We start from the raw sequence: 24962 nt of genomic DNA, 5'->3' as shown, positions 1-24962 counted from the left end.
CACACTGAAAGGATATTCACGGTAAGCACTGGAAACTGATTACTGTTTATCATACCCTTTTTGATGTAGAATGATAATTAAGTTATTTAATATAAAAGGCCAAACAAGCATAACCCTGTTCTAAAATTAGGACGGGGTTAAAAATATAGTTGTTAAGTTTTTGATGCAAGATACTTCAATTACTAAATAATATAATAATAAAGTCGTTTAAAATCTAAAGTTTATTCAACAATCGCTCCCTTTAATGGAGTATTAATTAGTTTCTATTTGCTAGTTTAGTTGATGAGGAAATCATTTATTTATCTTTCAACTGTTTTAGTAAGTTATAACGACAAGGCTACAATCATCAATACGTAATTTTTTTGTAGCAGATTTGGGTTGATTTAAGTTTAAAAAACAAATCCACCTCATAGTAAAACAGAAGTGGATTTGTTATTAAGTCTATTTATTTCTTTTTATTTAAATAGTCCTTATAGACTAAAACAGCAACAACAAGAAAGCTTAAACTTACAATCCGAAAAATCATCTCTAAACTAATCCATTCAGCTAACAAACCTAATATGAATGCGCTAACTCCAACACCAACGTCGAAGCTAGAAAGAAAGGTTGCATTAGCTGCACCACTTTTTTCTTCACTAACATATTGAACCGCCAGTGTTTGCAGACAAGGCATCACTGTTCCATAACCTGCCCCAAATAAAATCGCAGCGATAACAAGATGAAAGTCGTTTGTTGCAAAAGACAACACAACTAAAGATAAAAACCCGATTATGGAAGAAACAATGATGATAGACCAGGGTCCTTTTCTATCATACCATTTCCCTGTATACGGACGTAACAAAGTTGAGACTGCCGCATTGACAAGGAAAAACAGAAAAATATGATCCAAGTTCTGTTGTTCTCCAAATACAACTAAGAACGTAATAATCGCACCAAAACCGAGTGTTGTTATGACCGTCAATAACGCTGGGAACCATGCACTTTTTTCAAAAATCATATCAAAAAAAACAAATGGTTCTTTCTCTTTCTTTATCGGGGCAGGCGAATTTACGAATAGAAGTGCAGTGAACGCTAATAGACTGAGTATAACTGATGACCAAATTACCATGTTAAACGAATAAGAGCCATATATAAAGATACCTAAACTCTGTGCAATTATCGCCCCGCCTGTTGTTGAAATAGAGAAATACCCCAATCCTTCTCCCAATCGTGCTTTAGGAATCGAGTCGACTGCTATTGTACTATTGGCTGTTGTTGATACACCCCATGCTGCACCATGAAAAAATCGTAACAATAGCAACATCCAAATAATGTTAAGAAAAGGATAAACAAAGGTAATTATCATTAACAATGCACTTGCACCGATCGCTAAAGCTTTCCGTTTGTTATCAATTAGAAAGTATCCCACAAAAGGTCTAATTAATATTGCGCCTATTGTGAATAACGTTGTTACTAAACCTATTTGAATGGGTGACATAAGCCGGTAAAATAGGAAGCAGCATTTCAAACCCAATAAAGATTAAAAAGTTGCTAATAAATATGAAAAGAAATGATTTGTTAACTATTCTTTGATTTTCCATATAGAGATTCCTCGCTTCTAAATTTTTTTCATTCAATTCAGAAGCGTCTTGAACACTGAAACGTTTCTACATTGCCTAAGTTTTTTAAGCATGAGTCTCACCCTTTCTTACGACATCTTTCTAGTTAACTTTTCATGATTCTCATCCAATAAGAGGTCTTATATACAAACTCATCTCAAGCTTCTCTCCTTTAGAACAAAAAAGATGCCGGCGTAAACCGGCATCTAGTAATTTTTTAGTTTTAATCGAATGCACTAAAAAACTCATTTCGTCTTCAATAAACCTAAAATAAAAAGACAAAAAGTTTCCGGGAACTGTTTTCCATATGAAGTTTACTTAAAAAAGGACAGACTACTCCCTTTGCCCGTAAATCTCCTAATTGTAAAAATGACTTTACTTCTTCTGCTATACTTCTGAAAACAGTTTCCATTACTTTTTGCCTCCTTTCTTAATGATTAATTTTATCTATTTTAGTGCATCTTAATAAAAAATGCAACCACCTCAGACTTTATTGTAAATTAAACAACTTTATTATCTCTGTACATTTGAGTCTGCTTGTTTTTCATTCGGTGCTGAAACGACAGAGTTGCTATAAATACAGTTACTCCCCACAGGAACAATCCACCGTACGTTACCACATACACCCAAACGGCTAACCCTTCAGCGTATCCTCTTGGAAGCACTCCTAAAAATTGAAGAGCTGTTAAGAAACTAATTAGAACAGTCAATCCCCCTACTGACCATCCTGCTATGATTAGTACACATTTTGGCAGCTTCTCCCCCCATGAAGTCACAAGTGCTAAAGCAAATAAAGATGCCAGTAGTGCCAAGAGAGCTGTGAAGTCTATTCCGATGGTATATAATGTATATAAAAAAGCAGGTCCTTCCTTTAATGTATCACTAAACCCTGCTACATTTTGTACCGCTTGTTTTGTTGTAAGTCCTACCGTTGACCCCCATGCCCAAAGTGATTTTAAAATCGCATACGGCAACAGTGCAAGTGCTGCAACATAGCCCCATCCTTTAGTCAAATACGTTTTATCAGCTATTTCCGACCTCATTTGTTTCTCATATGTTAAGCTCAACAGACATTCTCCCTTCTTATAAAAAAATGAAGCTTATTAGTTTTAAAAACTATCTAATAGTGAGAAATTTCAAAAATTAAGATTTAGTTCCACCTTACTCTATCACCTCTCATGCAGTATTCACATTTTCCACGACGACGATAATAGTAGGAAATAGCCGCAAGTCCTAGAGCTAATCCCCAAGGCATCCAGGACAGCATCGGCCCAATGGTCCCTCCCATTTCACTTAATACAATGCCCTCTGCTGGAACAACCTGAAGTTTTATAGCGAAAAAGCCAAAGGTAAAAATAAAGCCAGCAGTTGTCAAAGCAATCGCTACTATACATGCAGGAATAACAGCCATCAGAACCGGTACTCTCTTACTCCCAATAAAAGGAACCCAGCGTGGAAAAACCTCCCCCCACTTTTGAATTAATCCAATTGTTAAAAATCCGCCTCCTACACATAACCCTCCAAAGACCCATTCAGTTAAAATAGCATCTGGATTCACTTTTATACTTTCTTCTAAGAATTGAGGATCTACACCTAGTGGGACTCCCATTGCCCAGGCAATTCTTGTAACAGCATATGGCAGTGGTGCAAGCGCAGCTATGATCGTAATCCAATTTCCCCACCTTATTAAAACAGACGGCTTACTATTTTCTCTTCTTCCACAATCCCTACAAGCATTACGTACTTTACGCTGATAAGAAATAGCCGCAAAAATCCACAATAATGCACCAATGATGCAAATGATTTGATTCAACATCTGCCAGCTAAGTGCAAACTTAAACAAAAAAGCATAAGCAATGGCGGCAATCAATCTGAAATCAGGGATAAAAAGGAGCAAGAAAACAGCAAACGTCCAAGAAAAAATGATGATCAACGAGTAAGGTATCATTTTCCCCCATGGACGAATCATAGCTGAGCTAATAAATAATCCGAAAATACAGAGCACACAAAAAATGATGCTGCCTGCTTGAACTGGCAGATAGGTGAATAACGCTGAAAAGATCCCCGTTCCTGATTCCTGTATATAGGGATACCCTTCTCCCCCTTGTAACCAATAAAAATTGATCATTCCGTAAAGTACTGACCAAAGTAAAGCTGCATATCCAATCCATGAATGCCACCTAATCATGTGTTTTCCGCGTTTGTTTTCTAATTTTTGAGTATTAATCCCCATTTGAATACAATCCTTTCTATTTGGTATTTATAAAAAGGATATAATACAAAGGTGTTCATTAAGATGACTTCATTTTAAAGATTTGTTTAAGTTTTCATCCCCAAATAGATGCTAGTTCCCTCCGAGGAAGTGGTCACTTCCCAATCTAAATTCATTTCCTTTGCCATAAGAGAAACGATTGATAGTCCAATCCCAGCCCCTTTATCTTCAGATTCATGATTGAATCCTTTGCCCTTGTCCCTAATGACGATGAAAGTGGATCCATGACATTCGAGCGCTTGAATTCCAATATATCGCCCTGAGCGAGCGTGTCGAATAACATTTTGAATGAAGTTATCCAAAATACTTTTAAACCAAATTGGGTCTACCTCCCATACCAGCGATTTTTCCGGTAAATCAATATCTATTTCAAACGTATACTCTTCAAATATCGGATACCATTCCGCTATCACTTTCCGAACTTCATCCAATATATCCGTGTCCCTCATTTCGATTGGATGTTTGCCAGCTGAAAGCAGTGTGTAAGAAAGGAGATTGTTGATCATTTTAGCCATATCATCTAGTTTGTTTTCAACAATTTGAAGTGATTCTAATTCTGCAGAGGATGTTGAGTACTTCTTTACGGAATATACGTGCTGCCTCATAACTGTTAAAGGTGTTCGTAAGTCATGAGATATATTGGCGATTAGCTGTTTTCTAAGATTTTCTTCCTTTTTCTCCCGATCCCTGCTGCACTTCAATTGGTTGATCATCTTGTTAAAAGCACCTTCTAGTCTTCCAATCTCGTCCAATTTACTAATGACGACTTTATCGGGGATCCCTTCATCTCCCATTTCAGACATCGCAAATTGAAGTTTAACAAGCCTTTTGCGTATATTAAAAAAGAAAAACCATGAGATTAATAGAAAAGCTCCACTAATGGAGATAAAAAAAATCACAAATGGAAAGTCTTCGTATAGAGAAATACTGCCAAGATTTGTGTCAGTAATCGGAACTTGAAGAACCATTACCCCTTGATTAGGATCGTTTCCTATTAATGCTGAAATGGTATATATATTTTGAGGATTTTTATTTTGTAAAAACGTGTCCACATGAAATTTGCTTTCCTCCATAAATACAAGAGAGTCGGTAAATGTCCAATGTTCAGGAATATCGTCAGACCGATTTCCAATAAACCTAGATTCGCCACTGCCATTTATCCAGAACACCGCAGCCTTTGGATACGTATTTTTTATAGACTCAAGACGGCGCTGAATGACCTCCTCTTTCTGATTATTCAATTCAGCTGCCTCCTGTTTCCATATCTCTTCTATTTCCTCCGGATCGTACAATACTTTATTGAACAAAAGAGGGGAATAATAAATGGCAGGAATAAGAGGAAAAAGAGCGAAAGCAAATAAAATAAGTAACAAATATCTGGTCATTAAAGATTGTATGATATTCATGAGCTCATCCTATATCCAATCCCCCGGATTGTCTGAATAATTTGCGGATTGCTTGTATCCAACTCAATTTTTTCACGCAAATGGCGGATGTGAACCATTAAAGTTTTATCCCCTTCAATATAAGTATCTCCCCATACTGCTTCGTAAATTTGTTTTTTCGTCAATATTTGATTCAAGTGGTCTAATAAATACATAAATATATGAAATTGTTTTCCCGTCAAAATGATATCTTCATTTGAGCTTGTATCGAATATACGATTTGACCTCTGATCGATTCGTAAATGCTTAACCTCGATACTTTCTGGGGCAATCACTCCTAAACGCCTTACTAGTACTTGAATACGGGCAATTAACTCATCCGGATGATAGGGCTTTGTCATATAATCATCCGCGAAATGGAGTCCCTGCAGCTTATCTTCCATAGCAGTTCTTGCTGATAGCATCATAATTGGTGTATTCGGGTACTTCTGCTTCAGACGCTGACCGATTGTAAATCCATCTAAACCAGGCAGCATAATATCTAAAATAACAAGATCAGCCCGTTCCATATGCTCCATTGCCTCATGACCAGACGTAATCCAAATCACTTCATATCCACATTCAGTTAAAAATTTGCTTACCCATGAGCCAATTTCTTGATCATCCTCTATATGCAAAATGGTTAGCTTCATAAACTAGGTGCCTCCCTTCCTTAATAAAACAGGAAAATTTCACCTTATTATACCATGTGATTTATCTAATTATTTTAAATTGATTGAGTACTGCCAACAGAAGTGCTTTTGTAATCATTCCACTTACTCCATGCGCAATCAAAAAGGAAGCGTTAATAAGGGTTGCGGTCAATAAAATAACCTCCCTTTCACTCTAACTATCGAAAGTTAAATGAAAGTGAGGTCATATTTTAGTTTTGTTTAATATTTTTGAAATAGTGGAATACCCAAGCTATCCGACATATTGAAGAATTAACTTATATATTGCTAGGCAAAGTCCTAAAATACACGCTTTCATTTTGGATGGATGGTTTCTTTTACTACCAAATAAGTACAAGAAAACGACTATAAATCCCAAGGGAACCCATAGTTGGAAGACACCTTCTTTTGTACTGTGAGAAAAAATTGGAGCAATGTAAGTACTAATCAGAAAGTAAAAGAAAACGGTAAAACGACGTGTTTCTAATTGTTTGCTCCACCTTACTAAAAAGAAAATAATTATGATTGCGATAATCGTTATATGTAAAGGAGGTAGAACAATAGCACCATTTCCAAATTCGAATTCCATTCTGGATCGCCTCCTTTTTCATAATGTATTACCTATATTCCTTCATCCACTAATCTGCACCGTTAGTAAAAAAGCGACTGCCCGTTATTACGTAATCGTGTCCTACCCCCGTTAACTTAACAATCACTTTTCAGATATAGGCATATATTTTGTAAAATAAGCACCTAAAATCAACAATACAACAGTAATTGACCAATTCAATAACCCCATAAAGTTAAACCAATAAGCTAAAAGGTTTGTTATACCAATAAGATAAAAACAACTTGGAGTTAAAGCACTTTTTATCCCTGTTATACCTGCCTTCTTTCTTTTTTGAACCACAAGAGTTATGGAAAAAATAAGTGCGAGTATTAATATTATAGATAAAATAATCGGTACGATTTTAATTCCCTCCTTTTTATAGAAATATATACCATATTTCCTTTTCTAAATTTACGTTTCATAACTCATTTAGTTTCATAACTTACTGCATTATCCTGCTCTGCCCCGTTACTTTATGTACAAAACTTTACATTCTCTTCTAATCTCTAACATACTTATCCAATTTTCTTTGAAGTGTTATTCTATTAAATAGCATTTTTCATAAAGAAAGACGCTTTCCATATTTCAGAAAAGCGTCCTATAATGGAATAACGGCTTACTCCTTATCATTATCGAAAGCAATTTCAATTAGGGCAATTAACAATGCCATCATTATCTCTGTTTCCCTTGAAAGTGTAATACTGTCCATAAACTCATCCACTGTAAACAGGACTAGCCAGTTCGAAGTGAACTCCAGACTGATTCGGATAAGAAATCCCCATATTCTTCCTGTCATATTTCGGATCGACAGCTTGAAAATTGTTGTGAAAAACAATTCGACAATCATGGCTAGAAAAAAGTAACTGACAACAAAAACAACCAATGACCAGATAGATTTATACTGAACACCGAGCAATTTAAACATCCCTGCCATGCCAAAGAAATAAATCCCCAATACAAAACCAGCTACCAGGATAATGAGCAATAATATTCCTGCAACTGTTGTCGCTTTATCTTTTAGATTCATGTTACGAAATGAATCATTTTTTTCTGGCATCGATCTATTTCTCCTTCTGTAAGTTTTCTCCATTGTTATTTAAGTATACAATTTCATAATTACTTCTAAACATTAATATAGAGTTTCAGCATTTTATAGTGGACTTGAAACGTAAAAGACATATACTATTCAACAATCTCCTCTCTACTTTAACATAAATATCCAGTTTACATGAGGAGTGATAGTCAATAATTACTGGCTGAACTTTTTTAATTTGGTTTTATTAGAACGCTTGTCGGAGTAGAACGGAAAAAGTTTTATCACCAAACAGAGAGACCAAAATAGTTGAAGGAAGTAAAGAAACAGTGGATGATAGGACATAGCAGCTTGTTCTCGGTGACTATAATAAACTTATACATCACTTACTAAAAAGTATTAGCACTGCTAATATATCAGTAGGTAACTAACTATGTAGATGTTTTTCTTTATTCGCTCGTAAGCTAACTAATAAATGGAAAGAAGGAGCTCCAATGAAAATTGATTTTCCCAAAATTTCGCCAGAATTATCTTCAAGAAATTTTCACGATATTTTTTATGAAGAAGACCCCATTCTCGAAATGTGCCAAATCATCGACTCTGCCTTTGAGAATGAAGCAGTAGATAGAGTCCGACTCTACAATGCAGTGATAAAGAATTGTAAATTCACGAATACAGACTTTACTCATATTGATATGACAGATGTTTGCTTTGAAAATTGCGATTTTTCAAATGCAATTTTAAGCAAATCTTCTATTCATAGAGTCGAATTTAAAAATAGCAAATTAGTCGGCGTTAATTTTTCAGAATCAAGCATAGGAAATGTTTTGTTTGAGGATTCAGTTTTAAACTTGGCGGGATTCGGAAATTCTAAGCTAGAAAAAGTTATTTTTAAAGAAGCTTCATTAAATAGTACAGATTTTTATGACTGCAAACTTAAAAAAGTTGAATTCCAAAAATGCAATCTTAATGGCGCAAACTTTGAGCAAACATCATTAAAAGGAATCGATATTCGTTCGTCTGCTTTTGAAACACTTACTGTTTCTATCGAAAGCTTAAATGGCTGCAAGGTATCATCCTATCAAGCCATTCAGTTTGCATCGCTAATGGGATTGATTATTAAAGATTAGCAGTTCTGAGTAAATAGAATAAATCGTCCCACACCAAAAAGAAGACATTCGAATATATTGTTCGAGTATCTTCTTTTTTACGCTTGTATTGTATTACATAAAATTTTAAAAATTCCACCTAAATCAGCCAGCCAACATAGGGATTCATACAGACGCTCTTTCCACAAGGCGATACGGAATTTTCACCTTTTCTCTAGATTTTTGGATCACTAGGCTGCACGCTTGTTCTCCCACTTTCATTAGCTGGTGATCCACGGTCGTTAGCCCCAGTCCGATACCTACTGGCTGATTTTCTTGGCCAATAATCGCTAAATCAGCAGGAATCGTCATTTGCAGCGACTTCGCATATAAATACATACCGCCAGCCACTTCATCTCCATTCGCATATATAGCTGTTGGTCTTTCTGGCAGCTGCAAAAACTGCTGCGCTGCTTCATATCCGTCTTCCAAGCATTGACAATTGGAAATATGATAGCCAGGCGGAACTGCACCGAAAATCTCATGATAAGCATCAAGCATTTGCTTCGTGCTGTTGCTTTCTAGTCTAGCAGTTGTGAAAGCTGCTGCCTGATGCCCTTTGTTTTTTAATAATTGAAAGGCATCTAGAAAAGAGGAATATCTGTCTATATAGGAACAGCCAATTTCTGTATGCTCCGTATATTCACAAGATACGATTGAACCATAATCGCTATACGGAATGATCGTCTCCCAGTCATTCGCTCTTGAAGTGATAATGATGCCATCAAACAGCTTGCTTTTTAATTTTTCCAAGTACTCCATTTCCTTTTCACTGCTATATTTTGAAGGAAGTACCGTGATCAAAAAATCGTTTTCTAAAGCCTTTGCTAGAATTCCATTTAATAGTTGATCAAAGGAGGGGTTGTTGTTATATGGGAGAATCACGCCGATTGTTCTTGTTTCTCCTCGAATTAAATCAATCGCATGCTTGTTTGGTGTATAGTTCATTTCTTCAATGACTTTTAAGACAGACTCTCGTTTGTTCTTGGCGACATACTTATAATTATTAAGGACTCTAGAAACAGTAGAGACAGAAACACCTGCTAACCTAGCAATATCGTTAATATTTGTCATAACACAGCTCCTACATAAACCATCATTCAAAAAAAATTACATATTCATTTGCTGAAACACCTTCCTAAAGTTATGAAGGTTTCCTCTGCAGATCCATCTTACCGTAATCTGATGTTTTCCTACAATGAGTGCAGAATGTCCAATATCTTTCATTTTTCCTTCAAACCATAAAGATTCTTCCACATTGATTCGATTATTGCTCACGATATATAATCTTTTATTGGTTAAAAATAACTCTCCAAAATAAACATTTTGAATGCCATCAAAGATTTCAAATAGCCCTGTAAGGGCAGATAGGACACTTTCATCTTGTTGAAGGGGAATGTTTCTGTTCATCATTTTTCCTCCATTCGTTGAAAATAGCTTACTTTCACTCTAATTTATGAAATGCATTTCAAGTCAAGGAAAAAAATTAAATGAAACTCGTTGGTAAAAGCGGGTATACCGAACAGAATGTTAGCCATTCCTAGACAATCTTTTCGAATCGTTTAAGCAAACACCTTCACAACCTATTTTCCATCAAAAAATTTACTTATATTGAATACGTTCCTCAACAATCTACCATAACCATAAAAAAGCACATTTCTTTCTGTAGAAATGCGCCCCTCTCTTAAAATTGTTTCCTTTCAAATGATGTATTCTACTAAATGCAGTCACTCAATCGCTTGTGAGAAACACTTTTCCTTTAGCTGTCTTTGAAGATTCAACAGCAGCAATCGCCTTTTTTATATTTGATAAGTCATAGTGAGAATCTTTCCTCATCAAACTCAATTGTTTATCTTGGATTAGTCTGATCAACCGATGAAAAGTCTCTTGCCATTTATCTGCTGACACATCTTTATTCCAATTCCGTAAATGAAACATATTCGCATTCACCTTGGCTTTATTTACAATATCTGCCCAGTTTACTTGTATCCCTGATAAAAGACCAATGGTTAAAAAGTTCCCATTCGGGTGAACACAAAAAGCTAACTCATTTCCAGATGAACCTCCAACAGAATCAATCGCAGCATCTGCCCCCTCTCCATTTGTTAATTCCATCACTGTTTCATGAAGTGGAAAAGCAGAAGTATCTATTACATAAGAAGCACCGAGATGAAGCAAATCTTTTGTATATGTATTATTTCTTGTCACTGCAATCAACCGAAAACCGAATACCTTCGATAATTGAGCAAAAATATGCCCTATCGCAGATCCGCACGCATTAACTAATAGAATATCATCCTGCCCTAGTTTTAATATTTCTGTACAAACCACCCATGCTGTAATTGGATTAATATACATCTGTGCTGCCGTAAAATCATCCATCGAGTCAGGGATAGCAACTGCAAATTCTAATGAAGTCTTCACATACTCTTGCCATGTGCCTTCCCCACGTAAAGGTAAAACACGTTTCCCAATAAAATGCTGAGAAACAAGAGGACCGACATCTTCTACAATCCCAACGCCTTCATAACCCGGGATGTTCGGTAAAGAAATTCGATGAGAATATGCCCCTCTAATCGGGATCAAGTCAGAAGGATTGATCGGACGAGCCAACATACGAACAAGGACTTCATGATCTTTTGGCCGTTCAATTCTTTTAGACTCAACTTTTAACACATCTTTAGGGCAGCCAAATTCAGAGAATATAATACATTTTGCATCCAAAATTATGAGTCTCCTTCTACCAATGAGTTTTATTAAAGTATATCATTTTCTCAACGCCTGACTTGTTTGTTTAGTTTTCAATTTCTTGCAGCAGAATCCCGTCAGATGATTAAATAAAAAAATCCTGCATATAAACAGGATTTTTCATCTAGAGCCGAACTTTGTTCGTTAATATCATGCGGTAGAAATTGACTTCTATACTTTTCAGCTAGTTTAAAGAATTGCTTAGAACGCTTTTCGCTGGTAAATGATCGTAGTAACTCCCCAAGAGGCTCCATAAAGGATCACGATAATAACTGCCGCTCCCGTATATAAAGCTGGAATGGATAATCTGGCAATAAAGTCAGTAATTGTTGTCAAATGTTCCGCTAAAAATAACACAATATGCGGTCCTACCGCTGCTAAAATGATAAAGCTAATCATAATAACCGATGATATATGGCCTGATTTAAAGATATAAAATAATGGGAACGTTACCGCAGCAAATAATAGGAATAAGCCACTGCCAATGGCAAGATCAGTAATCGCAAAAGGTTTATTGAAAACAAATAAAGCGATACTTGTTATCGCAACGGATAATCCCATGTAAATAATAGCACCAAGATAGCGTGATGCAATAATTTCCTTACGTGTATAAGGTAAAGAATTTAACATAATATTCGTCTCTGCTTTTTCATCGTAAAAATAAGTGTTAAAAGGGATAAAAATACTGACAACTAGAAAAATTAAAGCTGGATGTCTATCCATGAAAATAAAGAATAGGATAAAAGGAATATAGGTTAATAGCATCTTTTTCTGCAGTATGATATCACGTCGGATTAAATTAAACATAGCTTTTTCTTCCTTTCATATAATACATAATTTCTTCCAAAGATGCTCTTTCAATGACAACCGCATCCCCGAATATATTTTTCACTGCTTTCATATTATCCGTTAATGCCACAAAACCAGTTGGCGCAGGATGAATATGGATAAAAGCCTTTTCCGTGTCTCTATCTAGCAGCTCCATTCCTCCTTTTACGAGCGCATACTGTTCAGCTATATCATGAATGGATTGATTAAATACTAATTGCCCTTTTTGTATAAAAGCAATATAATCAGCGATACGATCTAAATCTGTTGTAATATGTGTGGAGAAGAAAATGGTACGACTCCCATCAATCATTAATTCTTGTAAAAGATCCAGCAGCTCCCGTTTAAAAATAGGGTCTAAGCCTGCTGTTGGTTCGTCCATTATGATCAGCTCTGCATGATGGGACAGGGCGATCGCCAATGATGCCTTCATTTGCATCCCCTTTGAGAACGTTTTTATCGCTTTATTAAGGGGCAATTCGAATTTTTCCACATATTGATAAAACAAGGGATCATCCCATTGTTTATACGCTGGTCCAACGATCCGCTTTATATCTTTTAAATTTAATCCTTCAAAAAACACATTGCCATCGTATACAAACCCAATGCGCTCCTTGATCTCCTTCTCATGCGTCGCGTAGTCCAACCCGAAAAGCTTAACCTCTCCAGCATCCGGTTTTAATAAATTCATGATCATTTTTATCGTTGTCGATTTACCTGCGCCATTTTCTCCAATGAAGCCCGTAATAAAGCCTTGTTTCACTTGTAAATTCATATTTTTAACAGAGAAACCTTTGAAATTTTTCGTTACGTCTTTTAATTCAACTACATTTTCCATTCATTTCACTCCTCAGATAAAATCTTCAACAATTGCTGTAATTCGTCAATTGATAGACCAATTTCTCTGCTATTGATTATGACCGCACTCAACTGCTCCTCAATTGCCTTCAGCTTCCTCTCCCTCATGACCTCTACATTTTGTTCTGCGACAAAAGAACCTTTTCCGACAATGGAATAAATAAGGCCTGCCTTCTCCAATTCCTCATAAGCACGTTTCGTTGTTATCACACTAATTTGTAAATCCTTTGCGAGTTGACGCATGGAAGGTAAAGATGTCCCCTCTTTCAAGTCACCTGATAAAATAGACGATTTAATTTGATTCGTAATTTGTTCATAAATCGGCTCCTTAGAACTATTCGAAAGAATTATTTGCATGTCAATCCCTCTTCATTGATTCTCTCATCTTCTTTTTTTTCATCTGAGATAAACCATATATAATGATAAAAATTAAAAATACTGCAAAAACGAATATATTTGTTATCGGCTCGCTAATTTTTGGTATCGAGTCCTGAAAAACCTTTAAAAAAACAAATATGACTACAATAAAAATAACTCCAATGATCGGTGCTCGTTTCATTCTTTTTTTCCTTCCTCAATAAAGTGAAATTTTACGACCATCTCGAAAATCACTCTCCATCCATGCATCATGCATTTCACCAATTATGCAAAATGATTGGTTATCGATTTAAAGCGATATGCTATTGATCTTTATAATGTATATATACTATATGAACATTATATGCACCCTTAAAAACAAACGCAACCATTTTTTATCCAACAAAAGAAAATTTTACATATATGACCCTCCATCAATAGAGTGGGGACGGGGATGAATAGGCAAAAAAATAAACCTAGTACTCGGAGTACTAGGTTTATAAAAGGTATTATTCGTTTCCTTTTCCATGGTCTTTCTTATTTTCAGCGCCTTTATTTTGTCCGTTTTGTTTCTTTTCGTTTGCTTGTTGTTGTTTAGTAACTTGCTTTTCTTGAGCTTCTTGCTTCTTAGCAGCACCTGTTTCCTGACCTTCAGCACGCTTTTCTTCCGCTTTAGCCTTTGCTTCTTCCTTCTTAGCTGCTCCTGGAGCAACAACAGCAGTTCCTTTAGATTCTTTAGTTCCTTTAGGTTCTTCTGTAACTTCAGTCTCAGCTTGTTCATCTGTTACTATTTCTTCTACCGCTTTTTCTTCTTCTACTTTTTCTCCTACTGTTTCTTCAGTTCCCGCTTCGTCAACTACTGTTTCCTTTGCTACTTCTTCTAATGGGGTTTCTTCTGTTACAGTCGTTTCAGTATCTACTGCTGCTTCTTCTTCAACAACTTTATCTTCAGTAGATTCAACTGCGAATTTTTCTGCTTTTGCTTCAAGCTTTGAAAGTTTTTTGTCTAATTTCGCAAAAGACTTTTGAATATTTTTCATTAATGATGATTGAGCTTTAGGATTTTTAACATGTGTTAATGCGGCGGCTAATGCGTCAATATTTTGAGCAAGTTTCGCTTCTACTTCATCTTCTGCTGCAACTTCTTCGCCTTCCGTTGTTTCAGCAGTTGCTTCAGCGTCTTTAGCTTCCTGATCTTCTGTTACTACCGTTTCCTCAGCAGCTTCCTCTATTGCTTCTGCATCTTTACCGGCAATTTCTTCTGATTCTACTAAACTTTCAGCAGCTTCCTTTTGAGTAGCGATTGCCTCTTCTAAAAGTGCTGTTGCTTCCTCCGTTTTTCCCTCTGCAAATAATGCATTTGCTTCAGCAATACGCTCAGCAGCAAAATCAGCTAAAAGACGAGCTTCCTTATAATCATCAACTGTGACAGCAAGCCTTACCTTTTCCATCATCGTTTTTACAAAGTAAAAGAAATCTCCAGGTACCAAAGCCGGTGTCTCTTCTTGCTTCTGATCCGTTTCTTCTGTTGTTTCTGTATCATCTGCCTTTTCTTCAGTAGAAGAATTTTCTTCTGTTGCAACTTCCTCATCCGTAGTCACTTCTTCTGAAGCCTCATCTTCTGCAATAGTTTCTTCATCAGCTAGATTTTCTTCTACCGCTGTTGCTTCATCATTTACATCAACTTCAACTTCAACTACTTCTTCCGTAGCTGATGTCGTTGTTTCAGCAGTATCCTCATTTGCAAAGGCAGCGCTTGTCCCAAAAGTCGAAAGAAGGAGTGCTGATGCTGCTGCCCCGCTTAGTAATGATTTTTTCATTTTCATAGATGTTTCCTCCCTAATCTGATTGTCAATATACCCTTCGACAAAAGCAGACAGGTTTGTGGCGGTAAATCTAAAAAAAATTTAAATCAATTCCCGAAATTTCAAATGTGAATTTTTGACAGAGAGGCAAAACCTAAGTGCAGAGTAATCTGTAATTCAAAATGTTAAACAGTTTTCCTGTTTTTATTATCGTAATTTTTAGGAATGAATTATTATTACTAACTAAATCAAAACCTCCAATTTTCTTATCTAATGTAGCTTTTTAACTATAAAAAGACAGTTCCTAAACAAACGCGCCTTTTTAATTGAAGATTGAAACAAAACCTTTAGCACAATAGCTACTGGGTACGATCTCTCAGTTATTACCAACCGTTAAAACTCTATTTCCTTATCATTAATATAGATTGATTTAACCTTTGAAACATCTAAAGGCAAGGAAGGTATAAATTTAACTTTCACCTGTTTATCCTCACTAAAACTAGTCATAGAATCCAAAATTTGAACACTGCCATCGGTCATTTTAGCTCTTACATCCATTTCAATTGAATCGTTGAATATACCGTTCCCGTATAAAGTTACTCCCAATGGTGAAATAGAAACACTTTTCGAATTCCAAGTTCCAAAGTTTTCATTCAAATCACTATTCATTTCTGCTTGAACAGATTGCATTTTAAAGGTAGTATTCCAGTCCCCTGTTATAAATTTACCGTTTGAAACAAAATGGCCCAGTAATTCTTGTTCATTAAAATCTATACTTTCTATATCAAAAATATATTCAGTATACTCGTCACCATAGTTGGTATGACCTTCTTCATCTATTCCAAAATTAACACTGGTAGGATGTATTTCATTATCTGTATCATCAACAAAATAAAAATAACCATGACCATCAACAATTTCTTTATTCCATCTTGTTTGAATATGAAGGCGATGATCAATGATTCCTATATTTGAAATATGCATAAATTCTATTCCTGGAAGAGAAATGTCAGTTTCATTTGGCTTTAAAACCTGTACGATTCCCTGATCTTCTAGTTTCTGATACAATTTTCCACCACCGCCTGGAATGTTATTCATATCAAGCGGAACCGTTTGAGGTGGTTTACTTGTTGTTTCTGATAGATTAGCATCAACTTCGACTTCAAATGTTTGTTTCTCGCTTAGAAAGGAAGTCATACGAAAATTCATTTTTCTATCGTTTAGGCTCTCCCCACCATTTCCTTGGATTCGTAATGTAGCAGTATTTGTTTTTCCATCATAATCTACAATTCGGCTATTAAACATGTGAGCACCAGTTAAAGAATAATCGTAAAGATCAAGTGTTTCATCAATCCTGTTACCCGTGAAGTCTTGTAACGTAACATAAATAACTGCCATTTCATTATCATTCATCGCAGCAACCACTTCCATTTTAATTCCGTCACTTTCACTGCTAATTTCAATAGGTTGAAGCATTAATGCAATTTCAGGACTGACAAAAGCTACTAAATTATTAAAGCTTGGTATACGAGCTGCTCCTACTCCAGCCGAGAATACTACAAATGCAGAAGCTACCAAAGGAATCGCTAACTTTTTTATTCTCCCTTTTGTTTTTTCTGATTTCGCCTTCATTACGCCAAATTTTGATCTCTCATGTAATTCTTTTGGAATATCAATTCTTTCTAATTCCTGCTTTATTTTATTACTCACAAATATCAGCCCTCCTTAAACTCTTTGCGAAGTTTATCTAATGCTCGATATAATACCGATTTAGCCGTACCAAGTGGGATCTCTAATACCTCTGATATTTCTTTAAACGTAAAATTTTGATAATACCTTAAAAGAACAACGCTCTTTTCATCTTCTTGTAAAGTGTCTATCAAATTTTGTAATGTTAAAGAAAGGGGTATGTCTTCATCATCTGAGCCAACGAATTCTTCGAACTCCGGTATTAATTGAATCACTTTCATATTTTTTTTAATTATGTTAATTGCACAATTTATTGTAATTTTCATCAACCACGTTTTGAAATACTCTGGTTTTTTCAATGTATGTATCTTTTTAAATGACTGGTATGCTACTTCTTGAACTACATCTAAAGCATCTTCTTGATTTTTCACATATAAAAAGGCCATTCGATAAATGTCTTCCTCGTATTGTTGAAAAATATTTAAAAAGGCTTTGTCATTCCCTTTTTGAGCTTTTTTCACTATTCCTATAATCGTAGTTCACCCTCTTTTTTTCGTCCTACATCTATTAGACAATTAAAATCTCCATTTGGCTTAAAACTTGCAAAAGTTGTTTCATTAAAAATAAAAAATCGCCTAAAAAGACGATTAAATGAGATTACTTTTTAAATTCGTTATAATTTCATTTTCAATCCAAGTATTAACCAGTCCTTAAATTGATTTAGTTACTCGACATTATCTTTAATAATAGCATGATATATATCTACACTAAAAAAATCCCTACGATATTTAGGGTAACTAGCTGATTCCTTAAAAAGACGCTTTCCTTATTTCAAAAAAGCGTCCTTTAATCAAATAGCATAAAGTCTTCATTTACTGATTATTTTTATTTCTTTAATAGGATAATAAACTATTTTAGTTGTTCCAACTACCTTTTCCATGGGAATAGCCCCGATATGTCGACTATCTGTACTTCCTCTTCTATTATCCCCCATAACAAATATATGCCCTTCTGGAACCAAGTCAGTTCTCACCGGTGTTTCTTCTAACGTAAATGAATCAGTTAAAGGGCCAGCCATCACCTTTTGTTTATATTCATTTAAATACGGTTCCTCGTAAGATTCTCCATTTATGTAAAGTGTATCGTCTTTATACTCAATACGGTCACCAGGCAATCCAATTACACGTTTAATAAAGTCCCTACCATCTGGGGCATGAAACACAACAATATCAAATCTATGCGGCTCCCCTATTTTGGTTACAATCATACGGTTTTGATCTTGTAAAGTGGGTTCCATAGAAGAACCATCAACAACAATGGGTGTAAAGAAAAATGCACGAATAATAAAAGCTACTATTATTGCAATAAGAAGTGCCTTCACCCACTCCCCAATTCCATTTTTTATTTTTACCGTAGTCATTTACTATCATCCTTTCACAATACAATAAGATTTTCCTCTCTGTTAATCCATTAAGTGTAATTATAGGGATTAATCCAACTTTTAATCTATAAATAATTATAACATCTATCATTCTATTACTCGCATCCCCTCGCAATCTACCTATTATAAATATGAACGAAGGGTTTTTGATTTTTATTACATATAATTATGGCTTTAGGTTTGTCTATCGAAGTGATTAATAAAGTAACAGGAAAATCTTGTGAAAGATTAGAAATTTCAGGAGTTATATATTGAACGAAACCTACAAGACTGGGATAGCTTAACGGATCTATGGATAATTCTAGAGATATTTCCTTTATATTCGAATGATCCATACGACCTTTCCCGTTTAGAGAAAAATCCATATTGTAATGTTTTTCTATGTCCTCCTTTAAATAAGTAATTTTATCATTGATTTCTTTACTTATTTTTCCAAGTGTTTTAGATGGGACACTAATTTCCTTTCTATTTATGTCATCCCATTTAATAGGTTGTTGATTATCATTAACTATTGTCGATGCGAAATAATTGCCTGGCAGCGTGCTATTCTTATTTGCTTGAATATAAAGTGCGATAAAGACTGGGACAGTAGATAGATCCTTTTGTTCTCTGATTCTATGTAATACTTCTTCCCCAACTTCTTTCCCTTTCTTTTTTAAAAATTTTGCATCCAGTTCAACTAGATCCGTATGTTTCAATCCTTGGTCATCAGTGATTTTATCAATATAATATGTAGAGTTTAAAACAACTCCAATAGACAACCCTTTTATTGTACCTTTTTTATCTACATATTCTTGGTCCTCAATAAACGCAAGATATTTAGGAGATTCTTTTTCTAATTTCAACCTAATCTCCCAGCCCGCATCTTCAGGAATATCAATAGGAGGGTTTAATCCCTCAGGTTCAACCGACTCCCTTTTGTGCCATTTAGAAATATTCTCTATTGTATTCCCCTCTCTATAAAAGAATTTTGTTGAAGGGAAATATTGTTGCGATAAATTCATTAGCTCTACCTCTATGTTGCTAACGTCCAGTGGATTATAAATCTCCTGAACAATTACTCCCCTTGTATCTCCGTAATTCGGCAAAATTTGATAATCACTTCTTTCCTCGATTCCAGATGTTGAATGCTCCACCCCTATTTCTTCTTTCTCTTTATCCTCCATTTTGCAACCTGCTACTATAGTGAAACTAAAACTAGCAAATATTAATACCATTTTTATATGATTCGTCATTATCTTTATCTCCTCAATATTCACATGAAATTATTAAGTTGAATCTAAGATAGGTAGGAAACTAAAAGTATATATAATTATATCAAAAATTGTATAATATTGGTAATATTTCAATAATAACGGAATTTATTGCGGAGAATAAGTATATGAAATATTTTATTAATATAAAACAGGTATTCGAAGATACTACTTTTGAAAAATTCTTAAAGAGGGAGTGCTGTATTAAGGACAGGGGCTAAAACGCATTTCACTTTGCTGCCAAACGGTGATATCCATTTCTAGAGTTTTATCGGTAGTTGCCCCTACTTTATAACTTAAATAGATAAAAGGATAAAATTATACTAATGCATGCAAGAAGTGATAAAATGTAATTCGTTTTCTTATTAAGCTCTTTCTTAAGAAATGAAGTTTTATCAACTATTTTATAAAATACACCAACAAGGCAACCAGCAACTAGCCCACCAACTAATGTAGGCATATCATAAACATATTGATCTACTAACATTGTGAAAATTACTGATACAGGAACTGAAAAGGCTTTAAAATATGTCTCGTATGTTTCCATATTTCCTCCCACTCACTGAAGTTCTCCTCTACTTCTTTATATTTAAAAGCCGGGGTCCATTCAAAATTCCTCATTCAATCTATTCGCCGTTTTTCTGCATTTTCCTATACAACTTGTTAAAACTATTAAAGTTGCAATTTGTAAAGAAAAAGAGCGTAAGAAACTAGCCAACTTTTGATAGATGAATAGTAGGTATGCACCCGATTTGATGTCCACATATCTTATGTGGAGCAACCTTTCCATAAGGTGGGTGACGGTCGGGCGGCCTAACGAAATATGAGTTATTTGCTAATAGAATCATAGATGTCCGAAATATTGTTGGCAAAATTACTTACAGGCTTAGCCCCATTTCAACGGTATGAACAATGTTTTTATGCAAGCCAAAAAACGGAGATCATTTAATGTTCACCAGTTTTTCTTTTAACCGCCAATTAAATAATTATATTCAAGAAATATAACATTTACATTTTTAATTTTCTTATGTTACGATGTATAAAAATGTTCTATATAAATCGAACTAATTATTGTTCTAAGGAGGTAGAACCTTGTGTCTTATCAAGTAATTGTAGATTTTTCACCTGTTAACGAACTTATTACAAGTTTGTATCACTACATCAATTTCAAACAGCATCGCCATTTCTCCCTCAGCAAAGACTGGCATCATTCCGTTAAAACAGAACTGCATCCTCATTTCGCAGCTGAGCTGGAAGATGACCGATTAGAAGTATTGCATCGAATCAATTTATTAGTTTGGCAATGCCCTGGGGAGAGAACTCCAAAAGAATTTATCAAATGGCTTCAAGACCAGCCGCCTGGTGAATTGTATGAACGATTGGCACCCTGGATTAACAATATACCCGGCAATTTAAAAGAACTGCGTGATCGAATGGTATACCTATTGTCAGAGTGGGATGTACAGTACTTTCAGCACATTGATCCTAGAATGATCGAGCAATTAAAAGATGATGCCAGACAAAAACGGGACCTGATCTCTAAAGTATCATCTATTAACTTAATTGAAGAAGCGACAAATGGAATTAGAATTGAACCAAATGACATGTTAAAAACTGTGTTTCTCATACCGCAATATCATTGCCGTCCAGCAACAATACTCGATTACTTCGAATCTATGTGCACTTGTCTATATCCAGTAAAATCTGCTGCAAATGATGCGAACGAACTGCCCTGGGAGTTAACAGTTGTTACCCATGCTTTAGCTGATGAGAATCGTTTAAAAATCCTGCGATTTTTGCATTCCGGGATGCAAAATTTTTCGGCCATTCAAAGTTATATTGGACTCGCAAAAAGCACTACCAACCACCATTTGTCCATTTTAAGAAGGGCTGGATTGATCCGAACTCACTATTTTGGAAGTAAATTTATTCACCAATACAGTCTGCGTGAGGAAGGACTGGGGCAAGTGCAAAACCTGATCAATGCTTATATTAGGAACAATGACGGAGGCGTTTAACATGAATAAAGCCAATCTGTTCTTAAAACAATATCACCCAATCGTACATACACTTCTTTTTGGTACGTTTTTAATCGCGCTTGCTCAATCAATGAGCCTGTTATTTTTGCCTATCTATTTGGTGAAAGAACTTCATATGGATCCTGTGGTCATTGGACTTACCGTTGGGGCTGGTCCTCTTGCGGCAACGTTTGGAGGATTCATAGCAGGTGTTGTGTCAGATCGGATAGGGAGAAGGAAGGTATTGCTTGCATCCCTTTTATTATCATCATTCTCTTTTTTGGGGTTTGTTTTTGCTGAAACGCCAATTTTTCTCATCATATTAGTGATCTTAATAGGGCTAAGCAACTCATTCTTTACGCCTGTCGCTAAGGCACTGATGGGAGTTGTCACCGATGCGGATAAACGGGTTCGCGTCTTTTCCCTTCGATATGTAATTAACAACATCGGTTTTGCAATTGGCCCAATAATCGGAGCTTATCTTGCACTGACTGCAAATGAAGTTCCCTTTCTTATTGCAGCATGTCTATATCTAGGATTCACTATTCTTCTTCATATATTATTGAAACGATTTGGTATTAAACAAATAGAGGCTCAAGATACAGAAAAGATCACTTTAAGGAAATCTTTACATGTACTGCGCTCAGACACTATCCTCCTCTACTTTGTCATTGGAGGAATCATTTGCATGGTAGTACATGGACAATGGTCAGTTCCTGTATCACAATATTTGGAAAATGATTTCACGAATGGGGTTCAATTGTTTGCTATCATCTTGATTACAAACAGCGCTGGAGTTATCTTCATTCAATATCCAATAACGAGATGGGCAGAAAAACGAACACCATTATTTACAATCATAATCGGTTGTATTTTTACAGCTTTTGGCATGTTCTTGTTTGCTTTTTCCGGGACTACGGTTATGTTCGTTATTTCGACAATAATTTTTACTCTAGGGGAAGTGCTTGTGATACCGGCAGAGTATACACTTATTGACCAAATTACGCCAAAAGCATTGCGAGGAACGTATTATGGAGCACAAAGCTTTAACTCTTTAGGAAGCTTTATCGGGCCCATGCTCGGAGGCTTTATGTTAAAGCAATTTAGCGGAACTGCTTTTTTTCTAACAATGGCTCTCATTTCAATATTGAGCATTCTCATCTTCTGGCGTGGTGTGCATCTTTTCAAAAATAAAAACACAGCTTCAAATGTTAAAGAAAATTTGATTAATAGCCACTCACAAATCAGCATTTTACGATAAATAAAAAGAATCCCTTTTGAAAAATAGATTAATCAGAAGGGATTCTTTTTCACAGTGCGGGAAAACATCCAATAGGGTGTATGATGTTGGAGATAACGATCATGGTTCTTTATTTTAAGAAGTTCGTATTCCTTTCAACAAATTTGCGTCTATTTTGTTGAATAACAAAATGAACACTTGATATCTTTTTGTTAACTGGTAAACTATAATTATTAACCGGTTAATAATATTAAGAAATTAGGTGATATACGATGAATCATATGGATAAAAAAACGGAAGCATTGAATGCTTTACAGCAGTTAATTAAAGTGAGAGAAGCTGCTCAAAAAAGAAGGAGCTTCAATAAAAAAGAGACAGAAGAATCGGTGGTGATGGATTGGACTCTTACCCAGTTACACATCGTTTCCGTCATAAAGGAAAAAGGATCTGCGAATAACACCTCACTTGCCGAAACGTTGCAAGTGTCCAAGCCGGCTATTACGAAGGCTATTCGAAAAATGCTAGAGAAACACGTCATTGTTAAAACCAGACAGGAAGATAATCAAAAGGAAGTGCACTATCTCCTTACTGAATATGGAGAACAACTCGCTTCGATTCATGCAAGGCTGCACGAGCAAGTAAAAAATCAATATTTGCGTTTGCTGGACGGCTTTACAACAAATGAGCTGGACACCATTATCGCCTTTTTAAAAGCGATAACCGATAATCTTAAACATACTGACATGTCATTTGAAGAGTAACCATATGACAAGAGATATAGCACAGGGAAAATGGTTTGTCGTATATGTCTTGGGTATTAGTTCGTTTTTTGCTTCTTTAAGCCAGAACATCTATACACCGATTATTCCTATCATCCGGGACTCCTTTCATGTGCGCATCAGCTGGGTGAATTTCACGGTCAGCAGCTTTATCTTTATTATTGCGGTGATACAAATCCTTCTAGGAACGGTGATTGATCACAAAGATAAGAAAAGATTGTTGCTGGTCAGCCTTGTACTGATTGGTGTCTCAGCCGCCATTTGCGCTTATACAGACAGTTTTGCGTTATTTCTATTGTTCCGGATGGTTCAGGCTGTCGGAGCTGGCATCATTCCTTTAGTTGTCATCAGTATCGTTGCACAGCAGTTTGAAGGTGAGGCAAGGGCCCATGCGATGGGAACTTACCAAATTCTGCTTACCCTTGCCCCTGCCGTTTCACCTATCCTTGGGGGTTTTATTGGGGAGTATTTCGGCTATGAGGGTACCTTCCTTTTCCTTTTGATGATCGCAGTAGTGCTGCTTATTTTCATCGTTTATTTCCTGCCAGGCGAGAAACAGACTGAAACGGTTAAAAAACAGCGTAAAGGATTTTTTGAGACGTATAAAGCAGTTTTATCCCATTACACTGGTGTCAGTATCATCATGGTTAGCTTTATGGTGTTTTTCACCTATTTTGCCATTCTCGTTTATCTGCCCATTCTGCTCCATGATCATTATCGGCTGACTTTAAAGCTCATTGGGCTGTTATATTTACCACTCTCTGTCAGCATGATTGCGGGAAGCATCTTGTTCAAAAGATTGCAGGCAAATAGATCGTTAAACAGATTATTAATGCCGCTTTTAATCACCATGCCCTTGTTAATCATACTGTTTGGTGTATTTCACACACAATCACTTATTGGGTTAAGCATGATTTTATTTGGATATGGCATTATGGTGGGTTTTTCTGCCCCACTTTTTTCGACGCTTATCAGTAATGAATACATTGAGCATAGAGGAACAGCTCTAGGTTTATTTAATTTCGTGCGTTATTCAGGGATGGCACTTGGAGGAATGGCTCCTGCCTTATATCATATCCTGTCTGGACCTGTTTTATTTGTACTGTTAGGTATCGTGCTGCTTTTCATTTCAGTATTGCCGTATCAAAGCTTTCAAGGCAAGAATGTTTCGTAAAATAAATAGGCAACGG

General features: G+C 35.7%; 25 protein-coding genes and 1 pseudogene. 5 read left to right on the top strand and 21 right to left on the bottom strand.

Annotated elements, in window-relative coordinates:
• Positions 1-445: 445 nt before the first annotated feature.
• The 9 genes and pseudogenes from RUH74_RS03810 to RUH74_RS03770 form a co-directional block, all read right to left on the bottom strand.
• Positions 446-1580, bottom strand: a pseudogene (locus RUH74_RS03810) (MFS transporter).
• A 283-nt stretch (positions 1581-1863) separates the two neighbouring features.
• Positions 1864-2010, bottom strand: coding sequence for a hypothetical protein (locus RUH74_RS03805; protein ID WP_313798929.1), 147 nt, complete (start codon positions 2008-2010; stop codon positions 1864-1866).
• Positions 2011-2098: 88 nt separating this feature from the next.
• On the bottom strand, positions 2099-2665 hold the full coding sequence (locus tag RUH74_RS03800) for a hypothetical protein (RefSeq protein WP_313798928.1): 567 nt from the start codon (positions 2663-2665) through the stop codon (positions 2099-2101).
• A gap of 83 nt (positions 2666-2748) precedes the next feature.
• A complete protein-coding gene (locus tag RUH74_RS03795; protein WP_313798927.1) occupies positions 2749-3831 on the bottom strand; it encodes a hypothetical protein in 1083 nt (360 codons plus the stop codon).
• A gap of 86 nt (positions 3832-3917) precedes the next feature.
• Positions 3918-5111, bottom strand: a complete 1194-nt coding sequence (locus RUH74_RS03790) for a sensor histidine kinase (protein ID WP_313798926.1) — start codon at positions 5109-5111, stop codon at positions 3918-3920.
• A 161-nt stretch (positions 5112-5272) separates the two neighbouring features.
• On the bottom strand, positions 5273-5947 hold the full coding sequence (locus tag RUH74_RS03785) for a response regulator transcription factor (RefSeq protein WP_313798925.1): 675 nt from the start codon (positions 5945-5947) through the stop codon (positions 5273-5275).
• Positions 5948-6218: 271 nt separating this feature from the next.
• Entirely contained in the window at positions 6219-6554 is a 336-nt protein-coding gene (locus tag RUH74_RS03780; protein WP_313798924.1) for a hypothetical protein, read from the bottom strand.
• A 123-nt stretch (positions 6555-6677) separates the two neighbouring features.
• Complete coding sequence (locus RUH74_RS03775) at positions 6678-6935, bottom strand: hypothetical protein (RefSeq protein ID WP_313799035.1); 258 nt, start codon at positions 6933-6935, stop codon at positions 6678-6680.
• Positions 6936-7191: 256 nt separating this feature from the next.
• Positions 7192-7632: a regulatory YrvL family protein gene (locus RUH74_RS03770; protein WP_313798923.1), complete on the bottom strand. Its 441-nt coding sequence runs from the start codon at positions 7630-7632 to the stop codon at positions 7192-7194.
• Positions 7633-8102: 470 nt separating this feature from the next.
• Here RUH74_RS03770 and RUH74_RS03765 point away from each other — a divergent pair, with 470 nt between their 5' ends.
• Positions 8103-8738 carry a pentapeptide repeat-containing protein gene (locus RUH74_RS03765; protein WP_313798922.1) on the top strand — a complete coding sequence of 212 codons (636 nt, stop codon included), beginning with the start codon at positions 8103-8105 and terminating at the stop codon, positions 8736-8738.
• A gap of 144 nt (positions 8739-8882) precedes the next feature.
• Here RUH74_RS03765 and RUH74_RS03760 read toward each other — a convergent pair whose 3' ends face one another.
• The 12 genes from RUH74_RS03760 to RUH74_RS03705 all read right to left on the bottom strand — a co-directional run bounded on the left by RUH74_RS03760 (position 8883) and on the right by RUH74_RS03705 (position 20282).
• The gene (locus RUH74_RS03760) at positions 8883-9830 is read right to left on the bottom strand and encodes a LacI family DNA-binding transcriptional regulator (protein WP_313798921.1); all 948 of its coding nucleotides are present in this window, start codon (positions 9828-9830) and stop codon (positions 8883-8885) included.
• Between the two features lie 36 nt (positions 9831-9866).
• Complete coding sequence (locus tag RUH74_RS03755; protein WP_313798920.1) at positions 9867-10169, bottom strand: hypothetical protein; 303 nt, start codon at positions 10167-10169, stop codon at positions 9867-9869.
• Positions 10170-10487: 318 nt separating this feature from the next.
• Complete coding sequence (locus RUH74_RS03750; RefSeq protein ID WP_313798919.1) at positions 10488-11480, bottom strand: zinc-dependent alcohol dehydrogenase family protein; 993 nt, start codon at positions 11478-11480, stop codon at positions 10488-10490.
• A gap of 225 nt (positions 11481-11705) precedes the next feature.
• Positions 11706-12311, bottom strand: a complete 606-nt coding sequence (locus RUH74_RS03745) for an ABC-2 transporter permease (protein ID WP_313798918.1) — start codon at positions 12309-12311, stop codon at positions 11706-11708.
• Positions 12304-13170, bottom strand: a complete 867-nt coding sequence (locus tag RUH74_RS03740; protein WP_313798917.1) for an ABC transporter ATP-binding protein — start codon at positions 13168-13170, stop codon at positions 12304-12306. Before RUH74_RS03740 ends, RUH74_RS03745 begins: the two co-directional genes overlap by 8 nt.
• A gap of 5 nt (positions 13171-13175) precedes the next feature.
• Positions 13176-13547: a GntR family transcriptional regulator gene (locus tag RUH74_RS03735; RefSeq protein ID WP_313798916.1), complete on the bottom strand. Its 372-nt coding sequence runs from the start codon at positions 13545-13547 to the stop codon at positions 13176-13178.
• A gap of 509 nt (positions 13548-14056) precedes the next feature.
• On the bottom strand, positions 14057-15373 hold the full coding sequence (locus tag RUH74_RS03730) for a DUF5667 domain-containing protein (protein ID WP_313798915.1): 1317 nt from the start codon (positions 15371-15373) through the stop codon (positions 14057-14059).
• A 372-nt stretch (positions 15374-15745) separates the two neighbouring features.
• Complete coding sequence (locus RUH74_RS03725; RefSeq protein ID WP_313798914.1) at positions 15746-17062, bottom strand: hypothetical protein; 1317 nt, start codon at positions 17060-17062, stop codon at positions 15746-15748.
• 5 nt (positions 17063-17067) lie between these two features.
• A complete protein-coding gene (locus RUH74_RS03720; protein ID WP_313798913.1) occupies positions 17068-17562 on the bottom strand; it encodes a sigma-70 family RNA polymerase sigma factor in 495 nt (164 codons plus the stop codon).
• A 347-nt stretch (positions 17563-17909) separates the two neighbouring features.
• On the bottom strand, positions 17910-18461 hold the full coding sequence (gene lepB, locus RUH74_RS03715) for a signal peptidase I (RefSeq protein WP_313798912.1): 552 nt from the start codon (positions 18459-18461) through the stop codon (positions 17910-17912).
• Between the two features lie 137 nt (positions 18462-18598).
• Positions 18599-19699, bottom strand: coding sequence for a CamS family sex pheromone protein (locus RUH74_RS03710; protein WP_313798911.1), 1101 nt, complete (start codon positions 19697-19699; stop codon positions 18599-18601).
• A 325-nt stretch (positions 19700-20024) separates the two neighbouring features.
• Entirely contained in the window at positions 20025-20282 is a 258-nt protein-coding gene (locus tag RUH74_RS03705) for a hypothetical protein (RefSeq protein ID WP_313798910.1), read from the bottom strand.
• Positions 20283-20829: 547 nt separating this feature from the next.
• Here RUH74_RS03705 and RUH74_RS03700 point away from each other — a divergent pair.
• The 4 genes from RUH74_RS03700 to RUH74_RS03685 all read left to right on the top strand — a co-directional run bounded on the left by RUH74_RS03700 (position 20830) and on the right by RUH74_RS03685 (position 24946).
• On the top strand, positions 20830-21753 hold the full coding sequence (locus RUH74_RS03700) for an ArsR/SmtB family transcription factor (protein WP_313798908.1): 924 nt from the start codon (positions 20830-20832) through the stop codon (positions 21751-21753).
• A gap of 1 nt (position 21754) precedes the next feature.
• On the top strand, positions 21755-23014 hold the full coding sequence (locus RUH74_RS03695) for an MDR family MFS transporter (RefSeq protein WP_313798907.1): 1260 nt from the start codon (positions 21755-21757) through the stop codon (positions 23012-23014).
• Between the two features lie 251 nt (positions 23015-23265).
• Positions 23266-23754 (top strand): MarR family transcriptional regulator, encoded by a 489-nt coding sequence (locus RUH74_RS03690; protein WP_313798906.1) that lies wholly within the window; start codon positions 23266-23268, stop codon positions 23752-23754.
• Between the two features lie 4 nt (positions 23755-23758).
• Positions 23759-24946 carry an MFS transporter gene (locus RUH74_RS03685; RefSeq protein WP_313798905.1) on the top strand — a complete coding sequence of 396 codons (1188 nt, stop codon included), beginning with the start codon at positions 23759-23761 and terminating at the stop codon, positions 24944-24946.
• Positions 24947-24962 lie beyond the last annotated feature (16 nt).

It is taken from the genome of Cytobacillus sp. (assembly GCF_032154635.1).
In the GTDB taxonomy this organism is placed as follows: Bacteria; Bacillota; Bacilli; order Bacillales; family Cytobacillaceae; genus Cytobacillus.
The sequence above is the reverse complement of the archived record's forward strand: the minus strand, read 5'-3'. Positions and strand labels throughout refer to the sequence as shown.

Excerpts from the sequence above, each read along its gene's own strand:
- RUH74_RS03685 (WP_313798905.1), top strand. The coding sequence starts at position 23,759 with ATGACAAGAGATATAGCACAGGGAAAATGGTTTGTCGTATATGTCTTG.
- RUH74_RS03805 (WP_313798929.1), bottom strand. The coding sequence starts at position 2,010 with ATGGAAACTGTTTTCAGAAGTATAGCAGAAGAAGTAAAGTCATTTTTA.
- RUH74_RS03705 (WP_313798910.1), bottom strand. The coding sequence starts at position 20,282 with ATGGAAACATACGAGACATATTTTAAAGCCTTTTCAGTTCCTGTATCA.
- RUH74_RS03755 (WP_313798920.1), bottom strand. The coding sequence starts at position 10,169 with ATGATGAACAGAAACATTCCCCTTCAACAAGATGAAAGTGTCCTATCT.
- RUH74_RS03765 (WP_313798922.1), top strand. The coding sequence starts at position 8,103 with ATGAAAATTGATTTTCCCAAAATTTCGCCAGAATTATCTTCAAGAAAT.
- RUH74_RS03710 (WP_313798911.1), bottom strand. The coding sequence starts at position 19,699 with ATGGTATTAATATTTGCTAGTTTTAGTTTCACTATAGTAGCAGGTTGC.
- RUH74_RS03740 (WP_313798917.1), bottom strand. The coding sequence starts at position 13,170 with ATGGAAAATGTAGTTGAATTAAAAGACGTAACGAAAAATTTCAAAGGT.
- RUH74_RS03780 (WP_313798924.1), bottom strand. The coding sequence starts at position 6,554 with ATGGAATTCGAATTTGGAAATGGTGCTATTGTTCTACCTCCTTTACAT.
- RUH74_RS03735 (WP_313798916.1), bottom strand. The coding sequence starts at position 13,547 with ATGCAAATAATTCTTTCGAATAGTTCTAAGGAGCCGATTTATGAACAA.
- RUH74_RS03695 (WP_313798907.1), top strand. The coding sequence starts at position 21,755 with ATGAATAAAGCCAATCTGTTCTTAAAACAATATCACCCAATCGTACAT.
- lepB (WP_313798912.1), bottom strand. The coding sequence starts at position 18,461 with ATGACTACGGTAAAAATAAAAAATGGAATTGGGGAGTGGGTGAAGGCA.
- RUH74_RS03785 (WP_313798925.1), bottom strand. The coding sequence starts at position 5,947 with ATGAAGCTAACCATTTTGCATATAGAGGATGATCAAGAAATTGGCTCA.
- RUH74_RS03690 (WP_313798906.1), top strand. The coding sequence starts at position 23,266 with ATGAATCATATGGATAAAAAAACGGAAGCATTGAATGCTTTACAGCAG.
- RUH74_RS03770 (WP_313798923.1), bottom strand. The coding sequence starts at position 7,632 with ATGCCAGAAAAAAATGATTCATTTCGTAACATGAATCTAAAAGATAAA.
- RUH74_RS03795 (WP_313798927.1), bottom strand. The coding sequence starts at position 3,831 with ATGGGGATTAATACTCAAAAATTAGAAAACAAACGCGGAAAACACATG.
- RUH74_RS03730 (WP_313798915.1), bottom strand. The coding sequence starts at position 15,373 with ATGAAAATGAAAAAATCATTACTAAGCGGGGCAGCAGCATCAGCACTC.
- RUH74_RS03760 (WP_313798921.1), bottom strand. The coding sequence starts at position 9,830 with ATGACAAATATTAACGATATTGCTAGGTTAGCAGGTGTTTCTGTCTCT.
- RUH74_RS03745 (WP_313798918.1), bottom strand. The coding sequence starts at position 12,311 with ATGTTTAATTTAATCCGACGTGATATCATACTGCAGAAAAAGATGCTA.